Here is a 23,104-nt window from a genome sequence, read left to right as displayed (position 1 = left end):
TCCTCGCTCCGCTCTGGCGAAGGGCGAGGTCAGCCGCTTATTGGACGAGAAGCGCGACACCGGTTGCGCCAAGCGCAAGGGTCCAGAGGCGATCGAAGTTGATCCAGGCGGAGCGCAGGGCCGAGAGGCCAAGCCATTCGAAGACGGCGAACGCCACCGCGGCAATGACCGCGAGCATGACGCCGCTATGAACCGCCAGGGCGGCAAGCGAGATCGGTAACGAACTGGCGATCGCGAGTTCGTTACCACGGTCCGCGAGGCAGAGGCTAAGGACCGCCGGCACCAGCATCAGGCCCGCGCCATGGCTCGTCGCCATGAGGAACGACCAGACCGCGAGGCCGGCCATACCGGTTTGCATTCCGACCCGGACGCGGTGGCGATGTCCATTAACTGCGCTGTAGCCGGCAACGCAAAGGATGAGGACGGCCGCGGCAATTCGGAAACGGTTCGGATCGAGCGCCGTGCCGAATGCGGCGAAGACGAGAAGGACCGTCGCGATGGAAAGGGCATGGCCGATCGCGATGGGAATGAGGGACAGCCAGACGGTCCGCCGACTTTGACGGTGAAGCCCGAGCGCGACGGCAAAGAGCCAGCCCATTGCCGGATTGACGCCGTGAAAGGCGCCGAGGCCAGCGAGCGAGAGCCAGGGCCAAAAGGTCGTCATTCGCCCAGACTGGGCTGCACGGTCGCCCCTCCTTAGGGATAGCAGTAGGAATCGGACGAGCAATCGCCGCCTTCGAGACGAACCTGATGCGGGCGATGACCTTTTGGCCAGTCGACGAAGAACTTCTCGTCGAACCTTATCCCGCCACCGTCAGCGACATCCAGCTTGACCATCCAGCCGTCGATGCCCTCGGGATAGAACTGCGGATCGATCGCCCCGTAGAGCGAGTTGGTGAAATAGACCCGTTTGCCATCCCGGCTGATCTCGACCATTTGCGGACCGCCGTTCAACGCTCCGTTTTTGGCCTTCGGGTGGGTCGCGCGCGAAACGATGCCACCGATCCGCACCCGGCCGGTCTCCTTCGGGCTGAAGGGATCGGAAACGTCATACTGGATCATGTCGCCAGTGCCCCAGCAGGAGACGTAGAGAAAGCGATCGTCCATCGACAGGTCGATATCCGTGACCAGCGGCGCGACCGCGCTGAAGCCTTTCAGCACCGGTGGCAGCAGATCGGGATCAGCGGGCTCGGCCGGGATCTCGATCACCTTCTTGACTGCCCATTTGCTCCCGTCGCGATACCACGTCCAGATCGACGCGGAGAGGTCCTTGAGGCTGATGACGCAGCCAACGAAGCCGTAGGCCTTGGTCGGGTCGTGGGCCGGGCGCAGCTCGAAGACAAGCTGGTGCTCTTCTCCGAAGTCTATCTCCTGCAGGTGCTTGCGCTTGTGCAGGTCCCAGAAATGCAGCCGGCGACCGTATTTCGATCCGAGCAAAACCTCGGGAACCAGGCCGTTTTCGAAGGTATCGGGCGTGCCCCATTCGCTGGTGATCATCGTGTCATGGCCGAGATGCCACCAGAAATCATAGGCGAGCTTTTGCGGCCCACGGTCCATCTCCCATTGGCCGAGCACGTCGAAGCTCTGGTGATCGAGAAGGAAGATGCCGCCGGGCGCGTTGCCGTCACGGTCCGCGAGCGCATTGACGTAGATGCCTTCCGGGCCGCAATGCGTGGTGTGCAGCCGCGAGTAGTTCGCCCTTTCGGCAATCTCCTCGGGCTCGATCACCCGGACGATCTGCGGATTGCGGGGGTCCGGCTTGGTGTCGATGATGTGGAGCCGCGAGGATCTCAAGCCGGGTACGATCAGATAGCGACGCTCGACATGCGGGTGCGGCGCGTTGGGGCAAAGGCAGGAGGAACAGGCATTCCAGCCGAAATGGTGCAACTCATCGCCGACATTCGGCATATCGACCTGCCCGACAATCTGCGAATAGCGCGGCGATGCCGGATCGACATCGACGACGGCAATCGCATCGGGCTTCGCCCGATCGGGATCGAACGCCGCGACATAGGCCAGGGTTTCCCTTGGAGCCTTGGCCGCCATGCGCGGTGATGGATAGAAGGAAGGATCGGGTCGCCACGTCGCCATTTCCATTCTCCCTGGAGAATTCCCAATGCGCGGATCCTGATGCAAGGCTTGGTGATGCGGCAAGAACGCGTCGGAAATGCGGCGCCTTGCCTTACTTCCTCAAAGGGAGCATGCACCTTCCAGCTAGGCGTTCCATTGGTCATCGCCTTGGGCCCGCCGCCGTGCGTGCGGCTCAATCCTAGTTCTCGAACAGCCACCGCTTTAGCTCTGGCTGTCTGTTTGCCGTTGAGCGAACTACGGGTACCGAGAAGCCCTTCGCCCGCCTCTAACGCTCCACCGCGGGCATGCCGTTATCATTCGTCACTGATGTTGATCTTGCGAACTTCGCCCAGCCCCTCGTCATCGCCGCGGGGCCGCCGGTCGTAGCTGACCTTCACATATGATGCCGGATCGCGGTCGCTCCCTGACGTGAACACGACGGACAACTGGCTAACTTTAAGGGCGAGATGCACCGCGAACGGCGCATCGCGCCCGGCATCGATGTCGGTACGCCACCATCCGGTGCCGCTGGCATAGGAGCTGGAGCCATAGTTGTCAGCGGTCACGACGGCCGACCAGCCGGCTTCGCTCACAACAGTCAGGACAGTGCCGTGTCTGACGACGCTGAGGCAACCGTGGCAGCGGATGAGAGTAGAACCGGCTGCACGCCACAGTCCCGGAAGGCGACCGTCCTCCGCCCGGGAGGGCAAGGCCGCCAGCAAGAAAGCACCCAATAGCGCCATTGCGCCGACACGTCCGATCAACGAAGCGCCTCTTCAGAAAACTGCCCGGAACATTCTCTTTTTGGTCGATTCGAAGAATAATCGCAACCCAAGAGGGCGGAAAGAGAAATCAACAACCCGAATGATCACGTCTCGATCTTCAGCTTCATCCTGTCCGCAGCGAAACAGCTGCGGGAATATTCGACCGGCTTGCCATCGAGATCCGCGTTGATCGAGTGCGTTTCCAGCACGATCGCACCGGCCGACAGTTTCAGTTTGGAAAGCTCGTCGCCGTCGGCGTGCCGCGCGACAATTTCGGTCGATACGCGCACGTAGTCGTCAAGGCCGTGGGCGGCAAAGGCCTTGGTCACGGAATGCAATTGCTCGAACGCCTCCGCCATGCGCGGAAAACGCGCGGCCGGATAATAGCTTGCGGAGACCGAGAGCGGCCTGCCGTCACCGCTGCTGACGGTGCGCAGCTCGATCACCGGGTCGCCGGGTGCTATGCCCAGCGACGTGGCGATCTCGCCAGAAGCTCTCAGTTCTGCATGCCCGAGCAACCGGGTGCCGATCTCCTTCACCTGCCGTCCGAGCCCTTGCGAGAAGCGGGTGCGGCGGGAGATCGGATAGCTCACGCGCTCCTTGCGTTCGATCATCGTGCCGCGCCCCTGCACGGCCCGCACCAGCCCCTCCTCGGCAAGAGCCGCCAGCGCGCTCCTGACCGTATGCCGGTTGACACCGAACTCGCCGGCGAGAACCGTTTCGGGCGGCACCATGCCGGCGGCATCGTAATCGCCGTTGCTGATCGCCAGCCGGATCCGGTCGGCGATCTGGCGCCAGAGCGCGACACCTGTCTGCCGTTCAACCACTTTTCGAATTGCCATGTCACAAGCCTGTCATTTCCCGCCGCTAAGGAAAGGTATAAGATGTACACTTGTCTAGATCAATAGACATTTGAGGTGAAAGTGATGGATGCGAAGCTGAAACAGGAAAGCCCGCCGGACATGGCACGCAAGGAAGGCATGCGGCTGCTCGCCCGCGCGTCTTTTGAAGAACTCAACGCAGCCTGGGAGGCGCTTGCCGACAAGCCAGATGTTTCGCCCGTTCGCGGGCCGGAGACCGGCCTCGTCATGGTGCGCGGCCGCATCGGCGGCGGCGGCGATGCCTTCAATCTCGGCGAAGCGACCGTCTCCCGCGCCACGGTCCGGCTATCGACCGGCGAGATCGGCCATGGGCAACTGCTCGGTACAGACAAGCAGCGGGCCCGCCTTGCCGCAATCTTCGATGCCCTTTTCCAGCGCGATGCCAACCGGGCAGCCGTCGAGGCACTTCACCGGCAGATCGCTTCGCGCATTGACGCGGAGGACCGCCGCACGGCTGAGGAAACCGCTGCCACGCGCGTCGACTTTTTCACCATGGTTCGCGGAGACGACTGATGGCCAGCCAATCGCAAATCTTCGCCGGCGCCTTCGCTGACCCGGTGTTTTCCGCCCAATCCGTCTTCAAGAGCCTGATGGATGGCTTTGCCCGTCCGGGACAGATTGTGCGCCTGGAAGCGTCGAGCGTTCCGCCATCACCGATGAGTGCCGCTGCCGGCGCCGTCGCCCTGACGCTCTGCGATCACGATACGCCCGTCTGGTTGACGCCGGCGCTTGCCAAGTCGGCCGTTCCGCAGTGGATCGCGTTCCACACCGGCGCGGCGGTGACGGACAACAAGACCGATGCCCGCTTTGCCTTCGTCGAAAAAGGTGCTCCGGTTCCCGGCTTCGACCAGTTCTCGCTCGGCACGCAGGAATATCCGGATCGCTCGACGACGCTCGTCGTCGAGATCGAAGCGCTTTCCGGTGGCGAGCCGCTCACCGCTCGCGGCCCTGGCATCAAGGACGATGTCATCATCGCCGTGCGTGGCCTGCCCGAAGTCTTCCTCGACTTCTGGAGCGCCAACCGCGCGATTTTCCCACGCGGCATCGACCTCGTGCTGACGTCAGGCGACAGCGTTCTCTGCCTGCCGCGCACCACCCGCCTTGTCCGACAGGAGGCATAGTCCATGTATGTTGCAGTAAAGGGCGGCGAAGCCGCCATTGCCAACGCCCACCGTCTCCTTGCAGACCGCCGCCGCGGCGACCGCACGTTGCCGTCGATCACCATCCAGCAGGTTGTCGAACAGCTCGGCCTTGCCGTCGACCGCGTCATGGCGGAAGCCTCGCTCTACGACCGCGAACTTGCAGCCCTTGCAGTGCGCCAGGCGCGCGGCGACATGATCGAGGCGATCTTCATCCTGCGCGCCTACCGCACGACATTGCCGCGCTTCGGCTATTCCGAGCCGGTCGATACCGCAACCATGAAAGTCGAGCGCCGCGTGTCGGCCACCTACAAGGATCTGCCAGGCGGGCAATTGCTGGGTCCGACCTTCGACTATACCCACCGCCTGCTCGATCCCTCGTTGATCGAAGATGGCGCGGTCGAACAGCCTGCCGTCAAAGAGCCGGGCGAGCATGTGATGCGCGTCTCGGACATTCTCGACGGCGAAGGCCTGATCGAGGGCGACGGCCGCATGCCCGAAGGCCACGTCATGGGCGACCTCACGCGCGAGCCGATGGAGTTTCCGATGGCCCGCGACCTGCGCCTGCAGGCTCTTGCGCGCGGCGACGAGGGCTTCCTGCTGGCGCTCGCCTATTCGACCCAGCGCGGCTACGGCCGCACCCATCCCTTCGTTGGGGAAGTGCGCATCGGCGAGGTGGAAGTCGAACTGGATCTGCCCGAGCTCGGTTTTGCCGTCTCGCTCGGCGTTGTCCGCGTGACGGAGTGCCAGATGGTCAATCAGTTCATGGGCTCGGCCAAGCAGCCGCCGCAGTTCACCCGCGGCTACGGCCTCGTCTTCGGCCAGAGCGAGCGCAAGGCGATGTCGATGTCGCTTGTCGATCGTGCGCTGCGCACCGACGAGTTCAGCGAAGACATCGTCGCGCCGGCCCAGGATCAGGAATTCGTCATTTCGCATGCGGACAACGTCCAGGCGACCGGCTTTGTCGAGCACCTGAAACTGCCGCATTATGTCGACTTCCAGGCGGAACTCGATCTCGTCCGGCGCATGCGCCGCGACTATGACGCTGCCCGCGCCGGCAGCCAGGACGGTATGAAGGAGGCCGCCGAATGACCGACCTCGCCACATACAACTTTGCCTATCTGGACGACCAGACCAAGCGCATGATCCGGCGCGCCATCCTGAAGGCGATCGCCATCCCCGGCTACCAGGTTCCCTTCGCCTCCCGCGAAATGCCGATGCCCTATGGCTGGGGTACCGGCGGCGTGCAGGTCACCGCCTCGATCCTCGGCCCCAAGGACGTGCTCAAGGTCATCGACCAGGGTGCCGACGACACCACCAATGCCGTGTCGATCCGCGCCTTCTTCCAGAAGGTCGCCGATGTCGCGGTGACGACCAAGACCAAGGAAGCCACCATCATCCAGACGCGCCACCGCATTCCGGAGGAAGGCCTGCGCGAGGGCCAGACGCTGGTCTACCAGGTGCCGATCCCCGAACCCTTGCGCTTCCTCGAGCCGCGCGAGACCGAGACCCGCAAGATGCATGCGCTCGAGGAATACGGCTTGATGCATGTGAAGCTCTACGAAGATATCGCCCGCAACGGTCATATCGCCACCACCTATGCCTATCCGGTCAAGGTCGAGGGGCGTTACGTGATGGATCCCTCGCCGACGCCGAAGTTCGACAATCCGAAGATGCATATGTCGGAGGCGCTACAGCTTTTCGGCGCCGGTCGCGAAAAGCGCATCTATGCGGTTCCGCCCTACACCGAAGTCGTCAGCCTCGACTTCGAGGATCACCCCTTCGAGGTGCAGAAGTTCGACAAGCCCTGCGCGCTCTGCGGCGCCGAGAATGTCTACCTCGACGAAGTGGTGCTCGACGACAAGGGCGGGCGCATGTTCGTCTGCTCCGACACCGACCATTGTGAAGACCGCCGCGACTGCGGCCATGCCGGACACATGCTTGCCCGAAAGGAAGCCGCAGAATGAGTGCCGTACCGCTTCTCAAAGTCAACGACGTCTCGAAATTCTACGGCAGCCGCATCGGTTGCCGGAATGTCTCCTTTGACCTTTTTCCAGGAGAAGTGCTGGCGATCGTCGGCGAATCCGGCTCCGGCAAGACGACGCTTCTGTCCTGCCTATCGACCCGGCTGATGCCGACATCGGGCATCGTCGAATATCATATGCGTGACGGTCAGTACCGCGATCTCGCCCGCATGGGCGAGGCCGAGCGCCGCTTCCTGATGCGCACCGACTGGGGCTTCGTCCACCAGAACCCGGCCGACGGCCTGAGGATGACCGTCTCGGCGGGCGCCAATGTCGGCGAGCGGCTGATGGCGGTCGGCGATCGCCATTACGGCAACATCCGTGCGGCCGCCAGCGACTGGCTGGAACGGGTCGAGATCGGCATCGACCGCATCGACGACCAGCCTCGCGCCTTCTCCGGCGGCATGCGCCAGCGCCTGCAGATTGCCCGCAATCTCGTCACCTCCCCTCGCCTCGTCTTCATGGACGAGCCGACCGGCGGCCTCGACGTTTCGGTCCAGGCGCGCCTTCTCGATCTCGTGCGCGGTCTCGTGCACGATCTTGGCCTTGCCGCCATCATCGTCACCCACGATCTCGCCGTCGCCCGGCTTCTGTCGCATCGCATGATGGTGATGAAGGACGGCGCCGTCATCGAGCAGGGCCTTACCGACCGCGTGCTCGACGATCCGCGCGAGCCTTATACCCAGCTCCTCGTCTCCTCCATTTTGCAGGTGTAAACAATGGCTACGCCCCTTGTAGTTTCCGAAGTCGCAAAGAGCTTCACCATGCACCTGCGCGACGGTATCCGCCTGCCCGTCGTCGCCAACGTCACCTTCTCGGTAAAAGCCGGTGAATGCGTCGTGCTCGGCGGCCCCTCGGGTGTCGGCAAAAGCTCGATCCTGAAAATGCTCTACGGCAATTACGGCGTCGACGAAGGCCAGATCCTGATGGAGCACGACGGCAAGCTGGTGAACCTGGCCACCGCCGAGCCGCGCACCGTGCTGGAGGTGCGGCGCGCAACGCTCGGCTATGTCAGCCAGTTCCTGCGGGTCGTGCCTCGGGTGTCGGCGCTCGACATCGTCGCCGAGCCGCTGCAGGCGCGCGGTGTTGCCATCGAAGACGCCCGCGCCCGCGCCGCCGAGCTTCTGTCGAAGCTCAACCTGCCGACGGCGCTGTGGTCATTGCCGCCGGCGACCTTCTCCGGCGGCGAGCAGCAGCGTGTCAACATCGCCCGCGGCTTCATCACCGACCACAAGATCCTGCTGCTCGATGAGCCGACGGCCTCGCTCGACGCAAAGAACCGTGCGGTGGTGGTCGAGATGATCGCCGAGAAGAAGGCCAAGGGCACGGCCTTGATCGGCATCTTCCACGACGAGGAAGTGCGCGACGCGGTTGCCGATCGCATTCTCGACGTGTCGGCATTCTCGCCGCGAAAGGCTGCCGCATGAGCCAGAAACTCGGGCTCGAGCCCTTCATCCACCCGACGGCCAGCGTCAACAACTCGACGCTGGGCCGCTACACCGAAATCCAGGAGCGCTCGCGCCTGGAAGAGGTCGAGTTCGGCGACTATTCCTACATCATGCAGGACGGCTCGATCTGGTGCGCGACGGTCGGCAAGTTCGTCAACATCGCCGCCGCCGTCCGCATCAACGCCACCAATCATCCGACCTGGCGCGCGACGCTGCACCACTTCACCTACCGCGCGCCCAACTATTGGGACGATACCGACGTCGACCACGATCTCTTCGCCTGGCGCCGGTCAAACCGGGTGACCGTCGGCCATGATGTCTGGATCGGACACGGTGCAACACTTCTGCCCGGCGTCAATGTCGGCAATGGTGCGGTGATCGGCGCCGGCGCGGTCGTCTCCAAGGACGTCGCCCCCTACACGATCGTCGGTGGCGTACCGGCAAAGCTTATCCGTGACCGCTTCAATGCCGGGATCGGTGAGCGCATGGACAGCCTTGCCTGGTGGGATTGGGACCACCTGCGCCTGCGCAAGGCGCTTGAGGACTTCCGCGATCTCACGGCCGAGGAATTTCTGGTGCGCTACGCCTGAACAGCCGGCTTGCGGAAACGAAGACAACAAAAAGGGCGCGGTTGGGAGGACCCGCGCCCTTTTTGCGAGGAATGAACCGGACGTCTTTATCAGGCGTCGACGGATTCCTTCAGAAATCCGGCGGCAACACGGGCCGTCAGTGCCAGCGACACAGCGCCTGCATCCGGGTGGCCGATGCTCTTTTCGGCAAGCGGACGGGCCCGGCCGAGCTTCGGCGTCAGGCTCGAGGTGGCATCGGCCGCATCGGTCGCGGCCTTGGCCGCGATTTCCCAGGCTGCGTTCAGCGACTTGTGCACCCCGAATTCCCGCTCCAGCGTATCAACGAACGGGACGAGTGCATCGACCAGCGTCTTGTCGCCGACGCGAGCGCGTCCGAGGCGGGTGACGCCTTCGAGCGCCAGGCGCGCGCCTTCGACAACAGCCGCATCCGACGGCTTGTCGTCGTCGGAAAACGCGTTGCTCCAGGAGCGAAGAAGCAGGCCCCAGATCGCACCTGATGTGCCGCCAGCGCGATCGGCCCAGGCATCGCCTGCAGCGGCCAGCACGCTGGCAGCGCCAGCGCCTGCGGCTGCTGCAACATCAGCGGCATCCTGAGCCGCAGCCGAGCCGCGGCGCATGCCCTGGCCGTGGTCGCCATCACCGGCAAAGGCATCGATCCGGCCAAGTTCGTCTTCAGCCTCCTTCAGGGCGTCGGCAACCTTGGCGATCAGCCGGGCGATGCATTTGCCGCTTTCCTTCGACGCCTGCGAGGCAGGCGCGAAGATCGCCGGGCCGTCCTCGTCGGAAATCACGTCGGTCGCCGGTTCGGCGCTGATGATCGCGCCCTTGCGCAGCACCGGCGCATCGCAGGGCGCGCGCCAGTAGGTTTCGAGCTCTTCATCGAGCCAGAGCAGCGACAGCGAGCAGCCCTGCATGTCCAAGCTGGTGACAAACTCGCCGCATTCGGGATCGACGATTTCAAGGCCCGCGGACTTCAATTCCTTCTCGACGGCCACCCACAGAACGAAAAGCTCTTCGTACTTGGTCGAGCCCAGGCCGTTCAGCACCGGTGCGACCTTCTTGGCTCCGGCCGGGCGTTCGGCCAGCAGCTTGCCGACGAGCAGCTTGGCAAGCTCGGTCGCCGATACGATCTTTTCTTCGCTGATACCCGGCTCACCGTGAATGCCAAGGCCAAGCGCCATTTCGCCCTTCGGCACGGTGAAGAGCGGATGGTTCGCGCCCGGCAGAGTGCAGCCACCGAAGGCGACGCCGAACGAAACCGTGCGGTCGTTGGCGAGGCGGCTGATGCGCTCGACCTCGTCGAGCGACAGGCCGGCTTCGGCGGCAGCGCCTGCAATCTTGAAGACCACGAGGTCGCCGGCAATGCCGCGGCGCTTGGAGGCGGTGTCAACCGCAGCACTGGCGACGTCGTCGGTCACCGGAACGATCCGCACATCGATGCCTTCAGCGCGAAGCCGCTCGGCGGCAACGCCGAAATTGAGCACGTCGCCGGCATAGTTGCCGAAGCCGAGCAGCACGCCGCCGCCCTGGTCGGCATGGCGGCAGACGCGCGCGACGGCAGCGGTCGATGGCGAGGCAAAGACGTCGCCGGCAACGGCCGCATCGGCCAGGCCCGGGCCGACATAGCCGGCAAAGGCCGGATAGTGGCCGGAGCCGCCACCGATCACGACCGCGACCTTGCCCTTCGGCACCTTGGTCGAGCGCACGACGCCGCCCTTCACTAGGCGGACATTGCGGGCATAGATGGAGCTGAAGCCGGCGAGCGCGGTTACGGCGAAATCTTCCGGTGCGTCAAAGATCGTGGTCATCGCTACTTATTCCCTTAGTCGCGAGGCAGAATGCGCCTCAGGTAATCCCGGTTGGTCGCGCTGACGGAGAGGCCATCGCCACCGTAATGCTCACAGAGGAACGGGCTCTGGAACCCGTGCGAAAGCGCCAAGCGAATGGCGGTCCGGTAGTTGATCACGCCGAACTCCAGCGGGGCCGGATGGGTGACGATCAGCCCCGACGTCTCGTCCTCGGTGCGGTTGTAATTCTTGACGTGCCAGTATTTGGCGAAAGGCGCAACCTTGGCCATCATCTCCTGCCAGTGCTCGACCGGACGATGCAGGCGGATCAGGTTGCCGAGATCGGCGTTGATGCCGACATTGGCAAGGCCAACGTCGGTGACGAAGCGCACGGCGCTGTCGGCCGAGCCGATATAGGTGTCTTCGTACATTTCGAGCGCCAGCTCGATGCCGAGCTCTTCCGCATGGCGGCCAAGCTCGCGAATGCGCGTCACACCCTTCTGCCAGATGGCGGCGTCATCGGGGTTCTTGACGCCATCGACGGTCCAGAACCACAGCGCCTTCTTCTGCGCGTCGGTCAACGGACCGAAGAAGCCGAAGGAAACAGAGCCTGCCCCAATTGCCGCCGCCGTATCGATCACCCGGTGCCCATAGGCGAGGTACTCGTCGCCATGGACAGGATCGATTACGCTGCGGCGCGCGGTGGAGATCCCCGGCATGGTCAGGCCGAGATCGCGCGTCAGCTTGACGAAGCTTTCGAGCCGAGCCGGCGGCAGATCCGCAAGCCGGATCCAGCTGTCGGTCGGGTCGAGCTCGGTAAAGCCGGCATCGACGACGTCGTCCAGCGTCAGAGCCCATTCCTCGACCGACTGGTCCTGAACCGAGCGGCCGTCGGCCACAATGTTCGGATACTGGATCATCGCGGCCGCAATCGGCCAGGTGTCACGGTTCCATTTGCGCGGCGCATTTGCCATGGCGTTCCCCCAAGTCTTCAAAGTTTGGTGCGGCGGCTCCGTCAAGCCGCCGCGCTACCGCCGCCCTGCGATGTCGCATCGTCTTTCGATGTCTCATCGCTCTTGCGCTTGCGAACCAGGCCGATCAGTCCGAAGACGACAGGCGACAGCAGCATTGCCAGGCCAAGCGCCATCAGAGACGAAACCAGGGCGTTCGACCAGAAGATGTTGAGCGAACCGCTCGACAGCAGCATCGACTGGCGGAAGGCATCCTCGGCCTTGTCGCCGAGCACCATGGCCAGAACCAGCGGCGCCAGCGGATAATCAAGCTTTTTGAAGACGTAGCCGAGCACGCCGAAGCCGATGACCATGAAGATATCAGAGACTGAATTGGCAACCTGATAGGCGCCGGAGAAGATGACGGCCACGATGATCGGGCCGATGATCGAGAACGGCACGCGCAGGATCGAGGCGTAGAGCGGTACGGTGGCAAGCACCAAGATGACGGCGACGACGTTGCCGAGATACATCGAGGCGATCAGGCCCCAGACGAAATCAGGCCGGTCGGTAAAGAGCATCGGACCGGGGGTGAGACCCCAGATCATCAACCCGCCCATCATGACGGCGGCCGTGGCCGAGCCGGGAACGCCGAGCGCCAGCATCGGTAGCAGTGCGGAGGTGCCGGCCGAGTGGTCGGCGGTCTCGGGTGCCACGATACCGCGCGGATCACCCTTGCCGAACTTCGACTTGTCACGTGCCGAGCGACGGGCAACGCCGTAGCTCATGAAGGAAGCCGCGGTCGGGCCGGCGGGCGTGATGCCCATCCAGATGCCGATGATGGTCGAGCGGGCGATCGTCAGCCAGTAGCGCGGGATTTCCACCAGCGTGCGGCCGATTTCGGCAAGCTTGACGCGTGCCTTGATGCCTTCGAAGCGCAGGCCTTCTTCCGTCGTCAGCAGGAGTTCGCCGATGCCGAACAGGCCCATCACGGCGATCAGGAAGCTGACGCCCTTGATCAGCGTCGGGATATCGAAAGTCAGGCGCAGGTCGCCTGAGATCGTGTCCATGCCGACGGAGGCAAGTGCAAAGCCCATCATCATCGACACCAGTGTCTTGAAGGGCGATTGCGCACCCATCGAGATGAAGCTGGCAAAGGCGAGGAAATAGACCGCGAAATATTCCGGCGATGAGAAGCGCAGCGCGAAGTTGGCGACCCAGCCCGACAGGAGCGTGATCATGACGACGCCGGCGAGCGCACCAATGCCGGCCGACACGAAAGCCAGCGTCAAGGCACGGCTCGCCTGGCCTGCCTTGGCCATCGGATAGCCGTCGAAGGTGGTCGCCACCGAGGACGGCTCGCCCGGGATGTTAAACAGGATGGATGTCGTCGAACCGCCGAACAGCGCGCCCCAATACATGCAGGAGAGCAGGATGATCGCGGAGATCGGATCCATGGAGAAGGTCAGCGGCAACAGCAGCGAAACGCCGTTGGGCGCACCGAGGCCAGGCAGAACGCCGACGAGGATGCCGAGCGTGACGCCGACCATCATCAGCAGGATGTGATTCCAGCTGAGGATGTGGCCGAAGCCATCGATCAGAAGACCGATATTTTCCATGTCATTCCTCCCGGGGAAACTTTAAGGGTTCGGGATCAATAGATCCCGAACCATGCCTCGAGCGGTCCCTTCAAAAGCGGAACCTTGAAGCCGATCTCGAATACGATGAAGAAGAAGAGCGAAACGGCAACGCCTGACGGCAGCGCGATCCACCACTTGTAACGCCCCTGGAAGAGCATCGCGCCGGCGATGTAGAGCGCCGTGCCGACATAGAGCCCGAGCCAGGCGGAAACGCCGGCAAAGGCGATAAGTGGCAAGAAGAACGAGGCGACGACGCGGGCACGGGAACCGTCGATGAAGATGTCGCCTGTGCCGCGATGTTTCACGAAGGCACCGATCGCATTCGCGACGCTTCCCAGGATGATCAGAGCACCGATGTAGAAGGGAAAATAGCCGGCCTCGGGGCCGAAATCGCTCCATCCGGCGCCGATATCGAAGGCGCCATAGCAGACGGCTGCGCCAAAGATGCCCGTCAACGCGGCTACGCCAAGCTCCACCGCGAAGCGGGAGAGCCCATTCGCACTATTCTCACTCATGATCGTGACCTTTCAAACCGGTTGACGGGCGCTCTGAAGCATCCTGTAGGCGTCAGACTTGACGCGCGGCGCTACAGAAGCGCCCGTCTCGATATATCGCCAGTTTTAGTTGGCGAGCCAGCCTTCGCGCTTCAGAACTTCGCCGACTGCGGCGCCGTCCATCTCGATGGCGGCCTTGAAGTCATCGCCAGCGATGTAGGAAGGAGACTGCGAGGTATCGGCAAGATACTTCGCCCACTCCGGCGTTTCGGAAACCTTGCGCATCAGGTCCGCGTAGAACTTGACCGCATCGGGTTCAACGCCGGCCGGCAGCCAGACGGTGCGCGGCATGGAGTAGTTGTCGATGGCAATGCCGGAGTCCTTGCAGGTCGGGATGTCGCTCCAGCCCTTGTCTCCGGCAACCTTGGCATCGTTCGTCAGCTTGACGCTCTTGAAGACGCAGAGCGGCTTGACCATGCCGGCCTGCCACTGACCGAGGTTTTCGCTCGGATTGTTGACGTTAGCGTCAAGGTGATCGCCGGCGAGCTGGACAGCCGCTTCGCCACCGCTCTTGAACGGGATGTAGTTGATGGTCGCGCCGGTCGCCTCGTTGATCATCGAGGTCAGGATCTGGTCGACGTCCTTCGACTGGCTTCCGCCGATCTTCAGTCCGCCTTCCTTGGCCTTGGCGGCAAAGTCGGCAGCCGTTGCGTACGATGCCTTGCCATTGACCCAGAGAATGAACTCGTCGGAGGCGAGCGCTGCAACCGGCGTCAGGTCTTCGGCCTTGTAGGGCACCTTGGCGCGAACGGGCAGCAGGTAGGCATTGTTGGTGCCGAATGCGAGCTTGTAGGCGTCGCCCTTGTTGGTTGCCGTGTAGACGAAACCTTCGGCGCCGCCGGCGCTGCCCTTGTTGGTGACGACAACAGGCGCCTTCATCAGTTCGTACTTGCCGATGATCGCCTGGATCGTGCGGGCAAAGATGTCCGTGCCGCCGCCCGGGCCGGCCGTAACGACGAATTCAACCGGACGGTCGGGCTCGAAAGCCGAGGCCGGAGCAGCAACGCCGAATGCGGCTGCCATGATGCATGCGAGTGAAACGGATTTCTTCATATCTAGTCCTCCCATTGGGTGAAATACGGCGCAAGACCTCCTCCTGCGCCGGTAGTGATTGAAAGCGTGCGAATTCAGGCGGCAGCCTTGAGGGCAGCCTTTTTCTTCGCCATGCGAACTGCGAGCAGAAGCGCCTCGCGGCTGGCACCGACATCGGCGATGCCCTTGCCGGCGATATCGTAGGCGGTACCGTGCGCCGGGGTGCAGAGCGCGAACGGCAGGCCGCCCATCATCGTCACACCCTTGTCAAAGCCCATGAGCTTCATCGCGATCTGGCCCTGGTCGTGGTACATGGTGAGGACGGCGTTGTAGCCCTCCTTGAGCGCACGACCGAAGACGGTGTCGGCCGGGAACGGACCATCGACATTGAAGCCGAGTTCCTTGGCCTTCGCGACCGCCGGCTCGATAATGTCGATCTCTTCCATGCCGAAGCTGCCGCCGTCTCCGGCATGCGGATTGAGACCGGCAACAGCGATCTTGGCGTCTTCGTGACCCGCTTCCTTGAGGCAGGCGCGGGTGAGTTCGAGCTCGGCGATGATGCCTTCGATCGAAAGGTTGTCGGCCACTTCCTTCAGCGGGATATGCGAGGTGACGCGCGCATTCCAGACCTTCTCCAGAACGTTGAATTCGCGAACCTTGCCGGTGAAGCCGAGCACGTCGGCGACAAAACGGATTTCGTCGTCATAGCCCGGATAGGCGAAACGCATCGCCTTCTTGTTGAAGGGCGTGAAGCAGACGGCCTCCGCCTTGCCGGCATGCGCCAGCTCAAGCGCCGTGCGGAAGTTGCGCGTGGCAAACGTGCCGCCGGCAAGCGTCGCTTCGCCGCGATCGACATCAGCCGGATCGAGATGGCCGAGGTCGACGAACACATGGCGTGCCGTTCCGGCCTTGTCGAGATCCTCCAGCGTCGAGGGTTCGAGATCGAGCGTCAGGCCGGCAGCCTTGGCGCCTTCATCCAGAATGCGGCGATCGCCGATCGTGATGATGTGTGCGGCTTCCTTGATCTCGGGAAGAGCCAGCAGCCGTGCAGTCAGCTCGGGGCTGATGCCGGCGGGATCGCCCATGGCAAGCGCGATGACAGGACGCGCGCCGTTCGCGGCAGCACCATTGGTCGTCATGTGAGATGTCCTCCACTTCATGCTTTTCGACGGCTGTCATACGTTATTCAAAATTCTGCATCAAGTCTTTTGTATTCTGTATGCAGCATTTTCTGTTGACGACGACCTGCCCTGCCTCCATGCTTCAATCAGACAGTGCTGATTCAATCGGCACGCACGGGGAACGGACGGCCGACACGCGGCCGCCAAACGCAGAAGCGAAATGATGAACGAAATCACACCATTGGAGAGACGCGCCGACGGCGGCCCCGGCCCGATCAGACGCACCGCTCTGCATGACACGCTGGTCAGCCACCTGCGCGACATGATCATTGAAGGTGACCTGTCACCCGGCACGCGCCTGCATGAAGGCCAGCTCGGCGAGCAGCTCGGCGTCTCGCGCACGCCCTTGCGCGAAGCCATCAAGTATCTGGCGAGCGAAGGCCTGGTCGAGCTCGTGCCCAGTCGCGGCGCCGTCGTGAAGCGCTTCAGCGCCAAGGACGTGCACGACATGTTGACCGTGCTGCAGACGCTGGAGGAGCTTGCGGGCAGGCTCGCCTGCGACGCGGCAAGCGACGCCGGGATTGCCGAAGTGCGTGCGCTGCATGACGAGATGGTCCGCCGCTACAAGATCGGCGACCGGCTGCAATACTACAAGCTCAACCAGCAGATCCATTCGGCGATCGTCCAGCTCGCCGAAAATGCAGCGCTTGCCGACATGCATGGCGTCCTGCAGACCCGACTGAAGCGCATTCGCTTCATCGGTCACGAAGGCCCGGAGAAATGGGCAGCTGCCGTCGCCGAGCACGACGAAATGATCGTCGCGCTCGAGGCACGCGACAAGGTCAAGCTTTCCGAAGTGTTGGGGCGGCACCTGATGAACGCCTGGGAGCGCGTGCGGGCGTCGGTCTAGCGGCAACAACGCACTATTGCCGATCTATCCAGAACCGCCTCGCGTTAATGCCCGAGGTGGGTTCGCCGTTGCGATCGGCGCCTTCATAACGCCCCGTCCCGCCCGCCGTTTTGGCGCAGGTCCGATCCTGACGAGAGATCGGCGCCGCTGGCTCAGTGAAGCCCGCCAACGCCGAGCAATCGCTCGACGGCATCATGGTCGCCAGAAAGCGCCTCGGGCGTGCCTGCCCAGGCAACACGTCCGCGCTCCAGCACGATGACCTGATCAGCAAAGTCGAGCGCACTCTGGATGCGTTGCTCGACCAGCACGATCGTCATGTCGCCGGTCCTGGCGAGTTCCGCAAAGGCCTTCATCAGCTCTTCGCAGATGACCGGCGCCAGACCCTCCAGCGGCTCATCCAGCAACAGGACGGAAGGACGACCAAGGATCGAGCGCGCCGTCGACAGCATCTGCTGTTCACCGCCGGAAAGCTGGCTGCCGAGGTTGCGTCGCCGTTCGTGAAGCCGTGGAAACATGTCGTAAGCCTCCTGCAGTGCGGCCTTCGGCCGGTCCTTGAGGCCGACGAACAGGTTTTCCTCGACCGTCAGCGTTGGAAACACGCAGCGCGCCTGCGGCACGAAGCCCAGGCCCTTGCGCGCACGTGTGGCGCTTGGCAGCGCCGTCACATCCGTATCGCCTAAGCGAATGCGACCGTCATAACGCTTCGTTTGGCCGGCCAATGTTGCAAGGAGCGTCGTCTTGCCCATGCCATTGCGGCCGAGAACAGCAAGACGCGCACCCGCTGGAACCGAGAACGAGATGTCTTCGAGCACCCGAGTCGGCCCATAACCGGCCGACAGGTTTTCCACCTCAAGCGGCGTGGCTGGCATTGGCGTAGCTCCCCAGATAGGCTTCTCGCACCCGCGGATCCTGGGTGACGTCGGACGGCGAACCGTCGAAGATGATGGCGCCGGCGGCAAGCACGACGACACGCTTGGCAAAACGGAAGACCAGATCCATGTCATGCTCGATCATCAGCACGGCAAGATCGGCCGGCAGGTCGGCAAGCGCCTGCTCGATGCGTCCGGTGTCGCTCTGCGGCACGCCGGCGGCCGGCTCGTCGAGCAGCAGGACCTTTGGCCTCAAGGCAAGCGCCACGGCGATTTCTAGCAGGCGCTGCTGGCCATAGGCGATCTCGCTGACCTTGCGATGCATCAAATCGCGAAGCCCGAGCTTGCCGAGCAATTGCCCGACCTCGTCCATGACATCGGGCATGGCGAGGAAATTGCCGAACAGGCGGCCGGAGCGGCCGTCTCGCTGCAACACGGCAAGCGCCACATGTTCGGCCGGTGTCATGTCGAGAAACAGGCGCGTCACCTGGAAGGAACGCACCAACCCTCGTCTGACCCGACCAATGGCATCGACCCCGGTGACCGTCTCGCCGCCAAGGCGGACTTCGCCGGAATCAGGCGCGAGATTGCCGGTCACCAAGTTGACGAAGGTCGTCTTGCCGGCGCCGTTCGGGCCAATCAGCGCGACGCGATCGCCCGGCGCCATGCTGAGACTGACGTCGTTGGTGACGGCAAGCCCGCCAAAGGCGCGCTTCAGGTTGCGGACTTCGAAGATCGGCTGCATCAGCTTGCCTCCCGGCGGCGGGAAAGAAAGGCCGCTGCCGTTCCGTAAAGCCCCTTGGGCGCGAACAGGACGACAGCGATGAGAAGAGCGCCGACCATGGTCAGCCAGTGGAACGGGTTTGCGGCGGAGACCACATCTTCGAAAAACATGAAGACGATGGTCCCCGTCAGCGCGCCGAAGAGCGAACCGGTCCCACCGAGCACCAGCATGACCAGGCTTTCTGCCGACATGGTGAAGGACAGGCTGTCGAGGCCGACCACCTGCGTAGAGATCGCATTGAGCGCCCCGCCGACGCCGGCGACGGCGCCGGAGATGACATACATCTTCATCAAGGCTGCCTTGGGCGATGCGCCCATCGAGCGAATGCGGATCGGATCTTCCTTGATCGCCCGGCAGAGCATGCCGAACGGTGAACGCACGATCAGCCGCAAAATGGCGAAGACAATTACGAGCAGCACGACACCGAAGACGTAAGCCGTGCGCCCCCAGAGGTCGAATTCGTAGAGACCGATGAGCGCACTTGGCGCGATGCCGGAAAGGCCATCGCTACCACCGGTCCAGGAGGAGGCCTTGTTGGCGAACTCATGGAAGAGGTGAATGAGCGCAATGGACAGCACAAGTTGAGGCAGACCATGGGCGCGCAGGATGACGGCGCCACAGATCAGGCCGGCAATGGCGCCGGCGGCGATGCCGAAGGCGAGCATGCCGATCGGATCGTTGATGCCGTAGTGCGCCGACGCGATCCCCGCGGCATAGGCACCGGCGCCGAAGAGTGCGGCGTGCCCCAGCGTCGCCACCCCGCAATAGCCGGTGACGAGATCGAGTGAGAGTACCAGAAGCGCGATCGCGATGATGCGCGTCAGCAGCGCCAGATTGTTGGGAAACAGGAAGTAGCCGATGACGGCGAGCGCCAATATGACGCCAAGGCCGATCAGGTCACCTCCCGCGAAGCGGCGCTTGGCCGATGTCTGTCCGATCATCTCGTTGGTGGTGGTCATGGTCATCCCTTGGCTCTCCCCGCAAGTCCGCGCGGGAAGACGCAGATGATCGCGATGACGGCCAGATAGAAGAAGAATTCGCCGAACTCGGGCATCAGATAGCGGCCGGTCGTATCGATGCCGCCAAGCAGCAGGCAGGCTGTGAGCGCGCCGGGGATCGAACCGGCACCGCCGACCGACACGACGACCAGAAATGTCACCATGTAGCGCAGCGCATAATAGGGTTCGACCGGCAGCAGCTCGGCCCCGACAACCCCGCCGAAGGCGGCAAGGCCGACGGCCACAGCAAAGCTCACGGCGTAGACGATTTCGGTGCGCACCCCGAGCGCTGCGGCTATGGCCGCATTGTCGACCGAGGCGCGTAGCTTCACGCCGAAGGCGGTTCTTTCGATTGCGTACCAGAGGGCGAGCGCCACGGCGAGACCGCAAAGTATCGCAAACAGCCGGTGCGTGGCGATGGCGCGGAAGTCGAGATCGACCGAGCCCTGCAGTTGCGCCGGCAGCGGCACTGTCTTCAGCGTCGGGCCGAAGACATAATTGGCGATGCCGATGATGCAAAATGTGATGCCGATGGTCATCAGCACCTGGGTCAGTTCCGGGGCACCGTAGATCCGGCGGTAAAGCAGGCGCTCGATCGGAATGGCGATCAGGATCGTGCCGAAGACGGCAAGCACGATGGCAAAACCATAGGCCAAGCCCAGATCGCGCGCCGCATAGGAGGCGATATAACCGCCGATCATGGCAAAGGCGCCATGGGCCAGATTGACGACGCGCATCAGCCCCATGGTCACCGAAAGCCCGATGGAGATGACGAAGAGCACCATGCCGTAGGCAAGGGCATCGATCGCGATGCTGAGAACTGTTTGCATGGGGCTATCCAACGCCTTTCGTTATCGCGGGGGCAGAGTGGCGGGGCAAGACGAACCCGCAGGCAGCTGCACCTCGATCGTATCCGCCTCCCGCGGAGGCGCGGAAACGATCTCTTTCTCTATGCCAGACACTTCCGGATGGAAACCGCTGTGCATTTTCCAGGAAATGTGTCTCTGTTTTAACGAATTCCCTGACGGCAAAGCCGCCTCGGACTTTCCTGCGGATGCCAGGGCGAGCGGCTCGCTCGCACCGTCCGCTTTCGCTTTTCTGCAGGCAGTGCGGGCGGGACCAATCGCCACCCGCATTTGTCAACGAACCTACTTCAGCGCTGCGAGACCGGGGTCGCCCTGCTTCTCGAAGGTTTGAACCTCCTTGTTGTAGTAGGTGCCGTCATCCGCCTTGGCGACTTCGCGCAAATAGATGTTCTGCGTGATGTCCCGCGATTCGGCATCGATGGAAACCGGCCCCCTCGGGCTGGTCCAGGCAAGGCCCTTCACCGCGTCGACCGCCTTCTGCGCGTCCTGGTCGCCGCCGGTGGCCTCGATCATCTTGTAGATGACATGCATGCCGTCATAGGCGCCGACTGACGGGAACGAGAGTTCGGCCGGATTGCCGATCGCCTTCGAAGCGGCCTCGACGAAAGCCTTGTTCTCAGGACTATCGTGCGACACGGCGTAGTGGAATGTCGTCTGGATGCCGAGCGCCGCTTCGCCGAGCGCAGGCAGATCGGACTCCTGCGTCAGGTCGCCCGGCGCGAAGAACTTGATGCCGCCACTCTTCAGGCCGTTTTCGTTATAGGCCTTGACGAAACCGAGCGTGGTGGGCCCCGACGGCAGGAAGGCAAAAACGCCCTCGGCGCCGGAATCCTTGATGCGCTGCATGATCGGCGAGAAGTCGTTGGTCGCGAGCGGCATGCGGATCGCCTCGACAACCTGCCCGCCGGCCGCTTCGAAGCCGGCCTTGAAGGCGTTTTCCGCATCGACACCCGGGCCATAGTCGCTGACAACAGAGATGACCTTGGAGACGCCGGCATCCTTCGCCACCTTGGCGATCGGCGTCGATGTCTGCCAGGTGGTAAACGAGGTCCGCACCACCAGTGGGCTCTTGGTCACGATCGCCGAGGTCGCCGCGTTCATGATCACCAACGGCACGTTTGCCTGCTCGAGCAGCGGGGTCACGGCCATCGCGTCGGGTGTGAAGTAGAAGCCGGCGAGATACTGCACGCCTTCCTTCACCACGAGTTCCTGTGCCAACGCCTTGGACTGCGCCGGATCGGCCTGCGGCACGTCGCGATAGATGATCTCGATGTCATCGTCGCCGACCTTGCTGCCGTTCACCGCCATATAGGCGTCGATGCCCGCCTTGAAGTTCTTGCCCTGCAGCGCGAAGGGACCGGAAAACGGTCCGACGACACCGATCTTGATCGTATCGGCATAGGCAGCGCCACTCATTGCCAGGCCCGCAAGCGCAGCCAGTATAGTCTGTTTCATGTTTCCTCCCTGTGGCACCGTCTACTCCCGTTCCGGCACCGTCATCGCAAAGCAACCCGAATTTGATGCTTGTCAGTTTGCCATGCGAAACGGTGATGTAAAAATGAATTATGGGGTGGAAATCATAATTCAACAGTTATGCTTTTACTCTTTTCCAGAGGAAATCTGGTGCGCGCACTGGCTTTCTGCGCGGCCGAGCCTGGAATCTCCCGCATCGGAACTGTCGCATAAGTCGATCGCAGGTATGCCAGACATGATAAGCAGTTCGATTTCGGGACAACTTGCAGCCGATGCGGGCCAAGAACGCCGCCGGCACGCCATTCGTCGCCGGATAGACTGTTCCTATCCTGTTTTCCTCACCGCTTTGTCGGCAACCGCGCGCACCACCTCGGCCGAGAGGTCGAAGTCCCTGCATCATCTGTTCTGGCAGCCAGCCTGGCAAACAGCTGAACCCGATCGGACATGATCTCGATTGTTAATGTGTCTCACTGTAGAGATTGTTCACCGTACTCTGATTGAGGAACCGGCCGTGAAATTGTTCGACTGGCTGATGGGATACAAACCTGCGCCGAATGGCGTGGACCGCCAATCGACGGCAGCGCTTCGCAACGATCTTCTCGCCATCAACAGGAAGACCGCGCCGTTCATCATTCGTGACGGCAAGCCGGAAGGCGTTGATCTCGTCGCCGAATGGAACATCGTTGATGCCCGCTGGTATGAGCTGTTTGCCAAGGCCGGGCTACAAAGGGTGTTCAAGGTGCTGATGAAATTCGATGCTGCCAATTGCGAAGTTCGCGCTGTCGATCAAGAATGGTCTGTCGAATGGCGCGCCGGCGCGCCCACGCTTACGGTGAGCGCTGATGCGTTTCGCGGTCGAAAGTGGGAAAAAAGCTTCGACATGGCTTTCGCCTTCAAGGAAGATTTGTCCTATGGCAAGGTTTACGAATATCGCTTCAACACCACCGAAATAAAGACGCCCCTGATTGACGCCGCTCATCGAGCCGGCTGGGGCTGGAGAGGCGTAGCTTTCGCGAAGTTATGAGCCAATGTCTAGGGTGTATCCGACTTAGGTGGAATCGCTGAAACGCTCTATCTCTTTGTTCTTACGCATTTCCTGACGGAAATGCTCTAAACGACACCATCCGGCCGTCCGCGCTTCCGGCGAGGTCCGCGACATCGGCCTCGTCTGCCAGCGAGGCGACAAAGAGCCTCCCCCCGGGTG

Annotated in this window: 24 protein-coding genes; 9 read left to right on the top strand and 15 right to left on the bottom strand. The window is 62.8% G+C overall.

Going from position 1 to position 23,104, the window contains the following annotated elements; translation table 11 throughout:
• Nucleotides 1–37: 37 nt before the first annotated feature.
• The 4 genes from AC07UR_RS08250 to phnF all read right to left on the bottom strand — a co-directional run bounded on the left by AC07UR_RS08250 (nucleotide 38) and on the right by phnF (nucleotide 3,676).
• Nucleotides 38–664, bottom strand: coding sequence for a hypothetical protein (locus AC07UR_RS08250; RefSeq protein WP_209789611.1), 627 nt, complete (start codon nucleotides 662–664; stop codon nucleotides 38–40).
• Nucleotides 665–696: 32 nt separating this feature from the next.
• Nucleotides 697–2,091: a selenium-binding family protein gene (locus AC07UR_RS08245; protein WP_209789610.1), complete on the bottom strand. Its 1,395-nt coding sequence runs from the start codon at nucleotides 2,089–2,091 to the stop codon at nucleotides 697–699.
• A gap of 293 nt (nucleotides 2,092–2,384) precedes the next feature.
• Nucleotides 2,385–2,834 (bottom strand): hypothetical protein, encoded by a 450-nt coding sequence (locus AC07UR_RS08240; protein ID WP_209789609.1) that lies wholly within the window; start codon nucleotides 2,832–2,834, stop codon nucleotides 2,385–2,387.
• Between the two features lie 104 nt (nucleotides 2,835–2,938).
• Complete coding sequence (phnF, locus tag AC07UR_RS08235) at nucleotides 2,939–3,676, bottom strand: phosphonate metabolism transcriptional regulator PhnF (RefSeq protein ID WP_173421865.1); 738 nt, start codon at nucleotides 3,674–3,676, stop codon at nucleotides 2,939–2,941.
• An 84-nt stretch (nucleotides 3,677–3,760) separates the two neighbouring features.
• Between phnF and phnG the strand changes: the two genes are divergently transcribed.
• The 7 genes from phnG to AC07UR_RS08200 are packed head-to-tail and all read left to right on the top strand — an operon-like array spanning nucleotide 3,761 to nucleotide 8,916.
• Nucleotides 3,761–4,228 carry a phosphonate C-P lyase system protein PhnG gene (phnG, locus tag AC07UR_RS08230; protein ID WP_209789608.1) on the top strand — a complete coding sequence of 156 codons (468 nt, stop codon included), beginning with the start codon at nucleotides 3,761–3,763 and terminating at the stop codon, nucleotides 4,226–4,228.
• Nucleotides 4,228–4,836 carry a phosphonate C-P lyase system protein PhnH gene (gene phnH, locus AC07UR_RS08225; protein WP_209789607.1) on the top strand — a complete coding sequence of 203 codons (609 nt, stop codon included), beginning with the start codon at nucleotides 4,228–4,230 and terminating at the stop codon, nucleotides 4,834–4,836. Before phnG ends, phnH begins: the two co-directional genes overlap by 1 nt.
• A 3-nt stretch (nucleotides 4,837–4,839) precedes the next feature.
• Nucleotides 4,840–5,946, top strand: coding sequence for a carbon-phosphorus lyase complex subunit (locus tag AC07UR_RS08220; RefSeq protein ID WP_209789606.1), 1,107 nt, complete (start codon nucleotides 4,840–4,842; stop codon nucleotides 5,944–5,946).
• Nucleotides 5,943–6,821: an alpha-D-ribose 1-methylphosphonate 5-phosphate C-P-lyase PhnJ gene (locus tag AC07UR_RS08215; RefSeq protein ID WP_209789605.1), complete on the top strand. Its 879-nt coding sequence runs from the start codon at nucleotides 5,943–5,945 to the stop codon at nucleotides 6,819–6,821. The genes AC07UR_RS08220 and AC07UR_RS08215 overlap by 4 nt, the downstream gene beginning before the upstream one ends.
• The gene (gene phnK / locus AC07UR_RS08210) at nucleotides 6,818–7,594 is read left to right on the top strand and encodes a phosphonate C-P lyase system protein PhnK (protein ID WP_025429075.1); all 777 of its coding nucleotides are present in this window, start codon (nucleotides 6,818–6,820) and stop codon (nucleotides 7,592–7,594) included. Before AC07UR_RS08215 ends, phnK begins: the two co-directional genes overlap by 4 nt.
• A gap of 3 nt (nucleotides 7,595–7,597) precedes the next feature.
• Entirely contained in the window at nucleotides 7,598–8,305 is a 708-nt protein-coding gene (gene phnL, locus AC07UR_RS08205) for a phosphonate C-P lyase system protein PhnL (protein ID WP_176353443.1), read from the top strand.
• Complete coding sequence (locus AC07UR_RS08200) at nucleotides 8,302–8,916, top strand: DapH/DapD/GlmU-related protein (RefSeq protein ID WP_209789604.1); 615 nt, start codon at nucleotides 8,302–8,304, stop codon at nucleotides 8,914–8,916. Before phnL ends, AC07UR_RS08200 begins: the two co-directional genes overlap by 4 nt.
• A gap of 89 nt (nucleotides 8,917–9,005) precedes the next feature.
• Here AC07UR_RS08200 and AC07UR_RS08195 read toward each other — a convergent pair whose 3' ends face one another.
• The 6 genes from AC07UR_RS08195 to AC07UR_RS08170 form a co-directional block, all read right to left on the bottom strand.
• Nucleotides 9,006–10,724: a dihydroxyacetone kinase family protein gene (locus AC07UR_RS08195; protein ID WP_209789603.1), complete on the bottom strand. Its 1,719-nt coding sequence runs from the start codon at nucleotides 10,722–10,724 to the stop codon at nucleotides 9,006–9,008.
• 14 nt (nucleotides 10,725–10,738) lie between these two features.
• Entirely contained in the window at nucleotides 10,739–11,677 is a 939-nt protein-coding gene (locus AC07UR_RS08190) for a sugar phosphate isomerase/epimerase family protein (protein WP_209789602.1), read from the bottom strand.
• Between the two features lie 41 nt (nucleotides 11,678–11,718).
• Complete coding sequence (locus AC07UR_RS08185; protein ID WP_173421856.1) at nucleotides 11,719–13,272, bottom strand: tripartite tricarboxylate transporter permease; 1,554 nt, start codon at nucleotides 13,270–13,272, stop codon at nucleotides 11,719–11,721.
• Nucleotides 13,273–13,307: 35 nt separating this feature from the next.
• Nucleotides 13,308–13,808: a tripartite tricarboxylate transporter TctB family protein gene (locus AC07UR_RS08180; RefSeq protein ID WP_209789601.1), complete on the bottom strand. Its 501-nt coding sequence runs from the start codon at nucleotides 13,806–13,808 to the stop codon at nucleotides 13,308–13,310.
• 105 nt (nucleotides 13,809–13,913) lie between these two features.
• Nucleotides 13,914–14,900, bottom strand: coding sequence for a tripartite tricarboxylate transporter substrate binding protein (locus tag AC07UR_RS08175; protein WP_209789600.1), 987 nt, complete (start codon nucleotides 14,898–14,900; stop codon nucleotides 13,914–13,916).
• A gap of 74 nt (nucleotides 14,901–14,974) precedes the next feature.
• Nucleotides 14,975–16,018, bottom strand: a complete 1,044-nt coding sequence (locus tag AC07UR_RS08170) for a 4-hydroxythreonine-4-phosphate dehydrogenase PdxA (protein ID WP_209789599.1) — start codon at nucleotides 16,016–16,018, stop codon at nucleotides 14,975–14,977.
• Nucleotides 16,019–16,223: 205 nt separating this feature from the next.
• On the opposite strand from AC07UR_RS08170, the gene AC07UR_RS08165 reads away from it, so the two are divergent.
• On the top strand, nucleotides 16,224–16,910 hold the full coding sequence (locus tag AC07UR_RS08165; protein ID WP_173421852.1) for a GntR family transcriptional regulator: 687 nt from the start codon (nucleotides 16,224–16,226) through the stop codon (nucleotides 16,908–16,910).
• 152 nt (nucleotides 16,911–17,062) lie between these two features.
• Here the strand turns inward: AC07UR_RS08165 and AC07UR_RS08160 are convergent, their stop codons facing one another.
• The 5 genes from AC07UR_RS08160 to AC07UR_RS08140 form a co-directional block, all read right to left on the bottom strand.
• A complete protein-coding gene (locus tag AC07UR_RS08160) occupies nucleotides 17,063–17,779 on the bottom strand; it encodes an ABC transporter ATP-binding protein (RefSeq protein WP_209789598.1) in 717 nt (238 codons plus the stop codon).
• Nucleotides 17,760–18,524: an ABC transporter ATP-binding protein gene (locus AC07UR_RS08155; protein ID WP_209789597.1), complete on the bottom strand. Its 765-nt coding sequence runs from the start codon at nucleotides 18,522–18,524 to the stop codon at nucleotides 17,760–17,762. Before AC07UR_RS08155 ends, AC07UR_RS08160 begins: the two co-directional genes overlap by 20 nt.
• Nucleotides 18,524–19,522, bottom strand: a complete 999-nt coding sequence (locus AC07UR_RS08150) for a branched-chain amino acid ABC transporter permease (RefSeq protein ID WP_412728348.1) — start codon at nucleotides 19,520–19,522, stop codon at nucleotides 18,524–18,526. Before AC07UR_RS08150 ends, AC07UR_RS08155 begins: the two co-directional genes overlap by 1 nt.
• A 2-nt stretch (nucleotides 19,523–19,524) precedes the next feature.
• Nucleotides 19,525–20,391 (bottom strand): branched-chain amino acid ABC transporter permease, encoded by an 867-nt coding sequence (locus tag AC07UR_RS08145; RefSeq protein WP_494700024.1) that lies wholly within the window; start codon nucleotides 20,389–20,391, stop codon nucleotides 19,525–19,527.
• A 318-nt stretch (nucleotides 20,392–20,709) separates the two neighbouring features.
• Nucleotides 20,710–21,882 carry an ABC transporter substrate-binding protein gene (locus AC07UR_RS08140; protein ID WP_209789594.1) on the bottom strand — a complete coding sequence of 391 codons (1,173 nt, stop codon included), beginning with the start codon at nucleotides 21,880–21,882 and terminating at the stop codon, nucleotides 20,710–20,712.
• Between the two features lie 529 nt (nucleotides 21,883–22,411).
• On the opposite strand from AC07UR_RS08140, the gene AC07UR_RS08135 reads away from it, so the two are divergent.
• A complete protein-coding gene (locus AC07UR_RS08135) occupies nucleotides 22,412–22,924 on the top strand; it encodes a hypothetical protein (protein WP_209789593.1) in 513 nt (170 codons plus the stop codon).
• Nucleotides 22,925–23,104 lie beyond the last annotated feature (180 nt).

Source organism: Ensifer sp. GW821-FHT05G01 (genome assembly GCF_059419585.1).
Note: the sequence above shows the minus strand (reverse complement) of the source record. Positions and strands in the feature narration are given on the sequence as shown.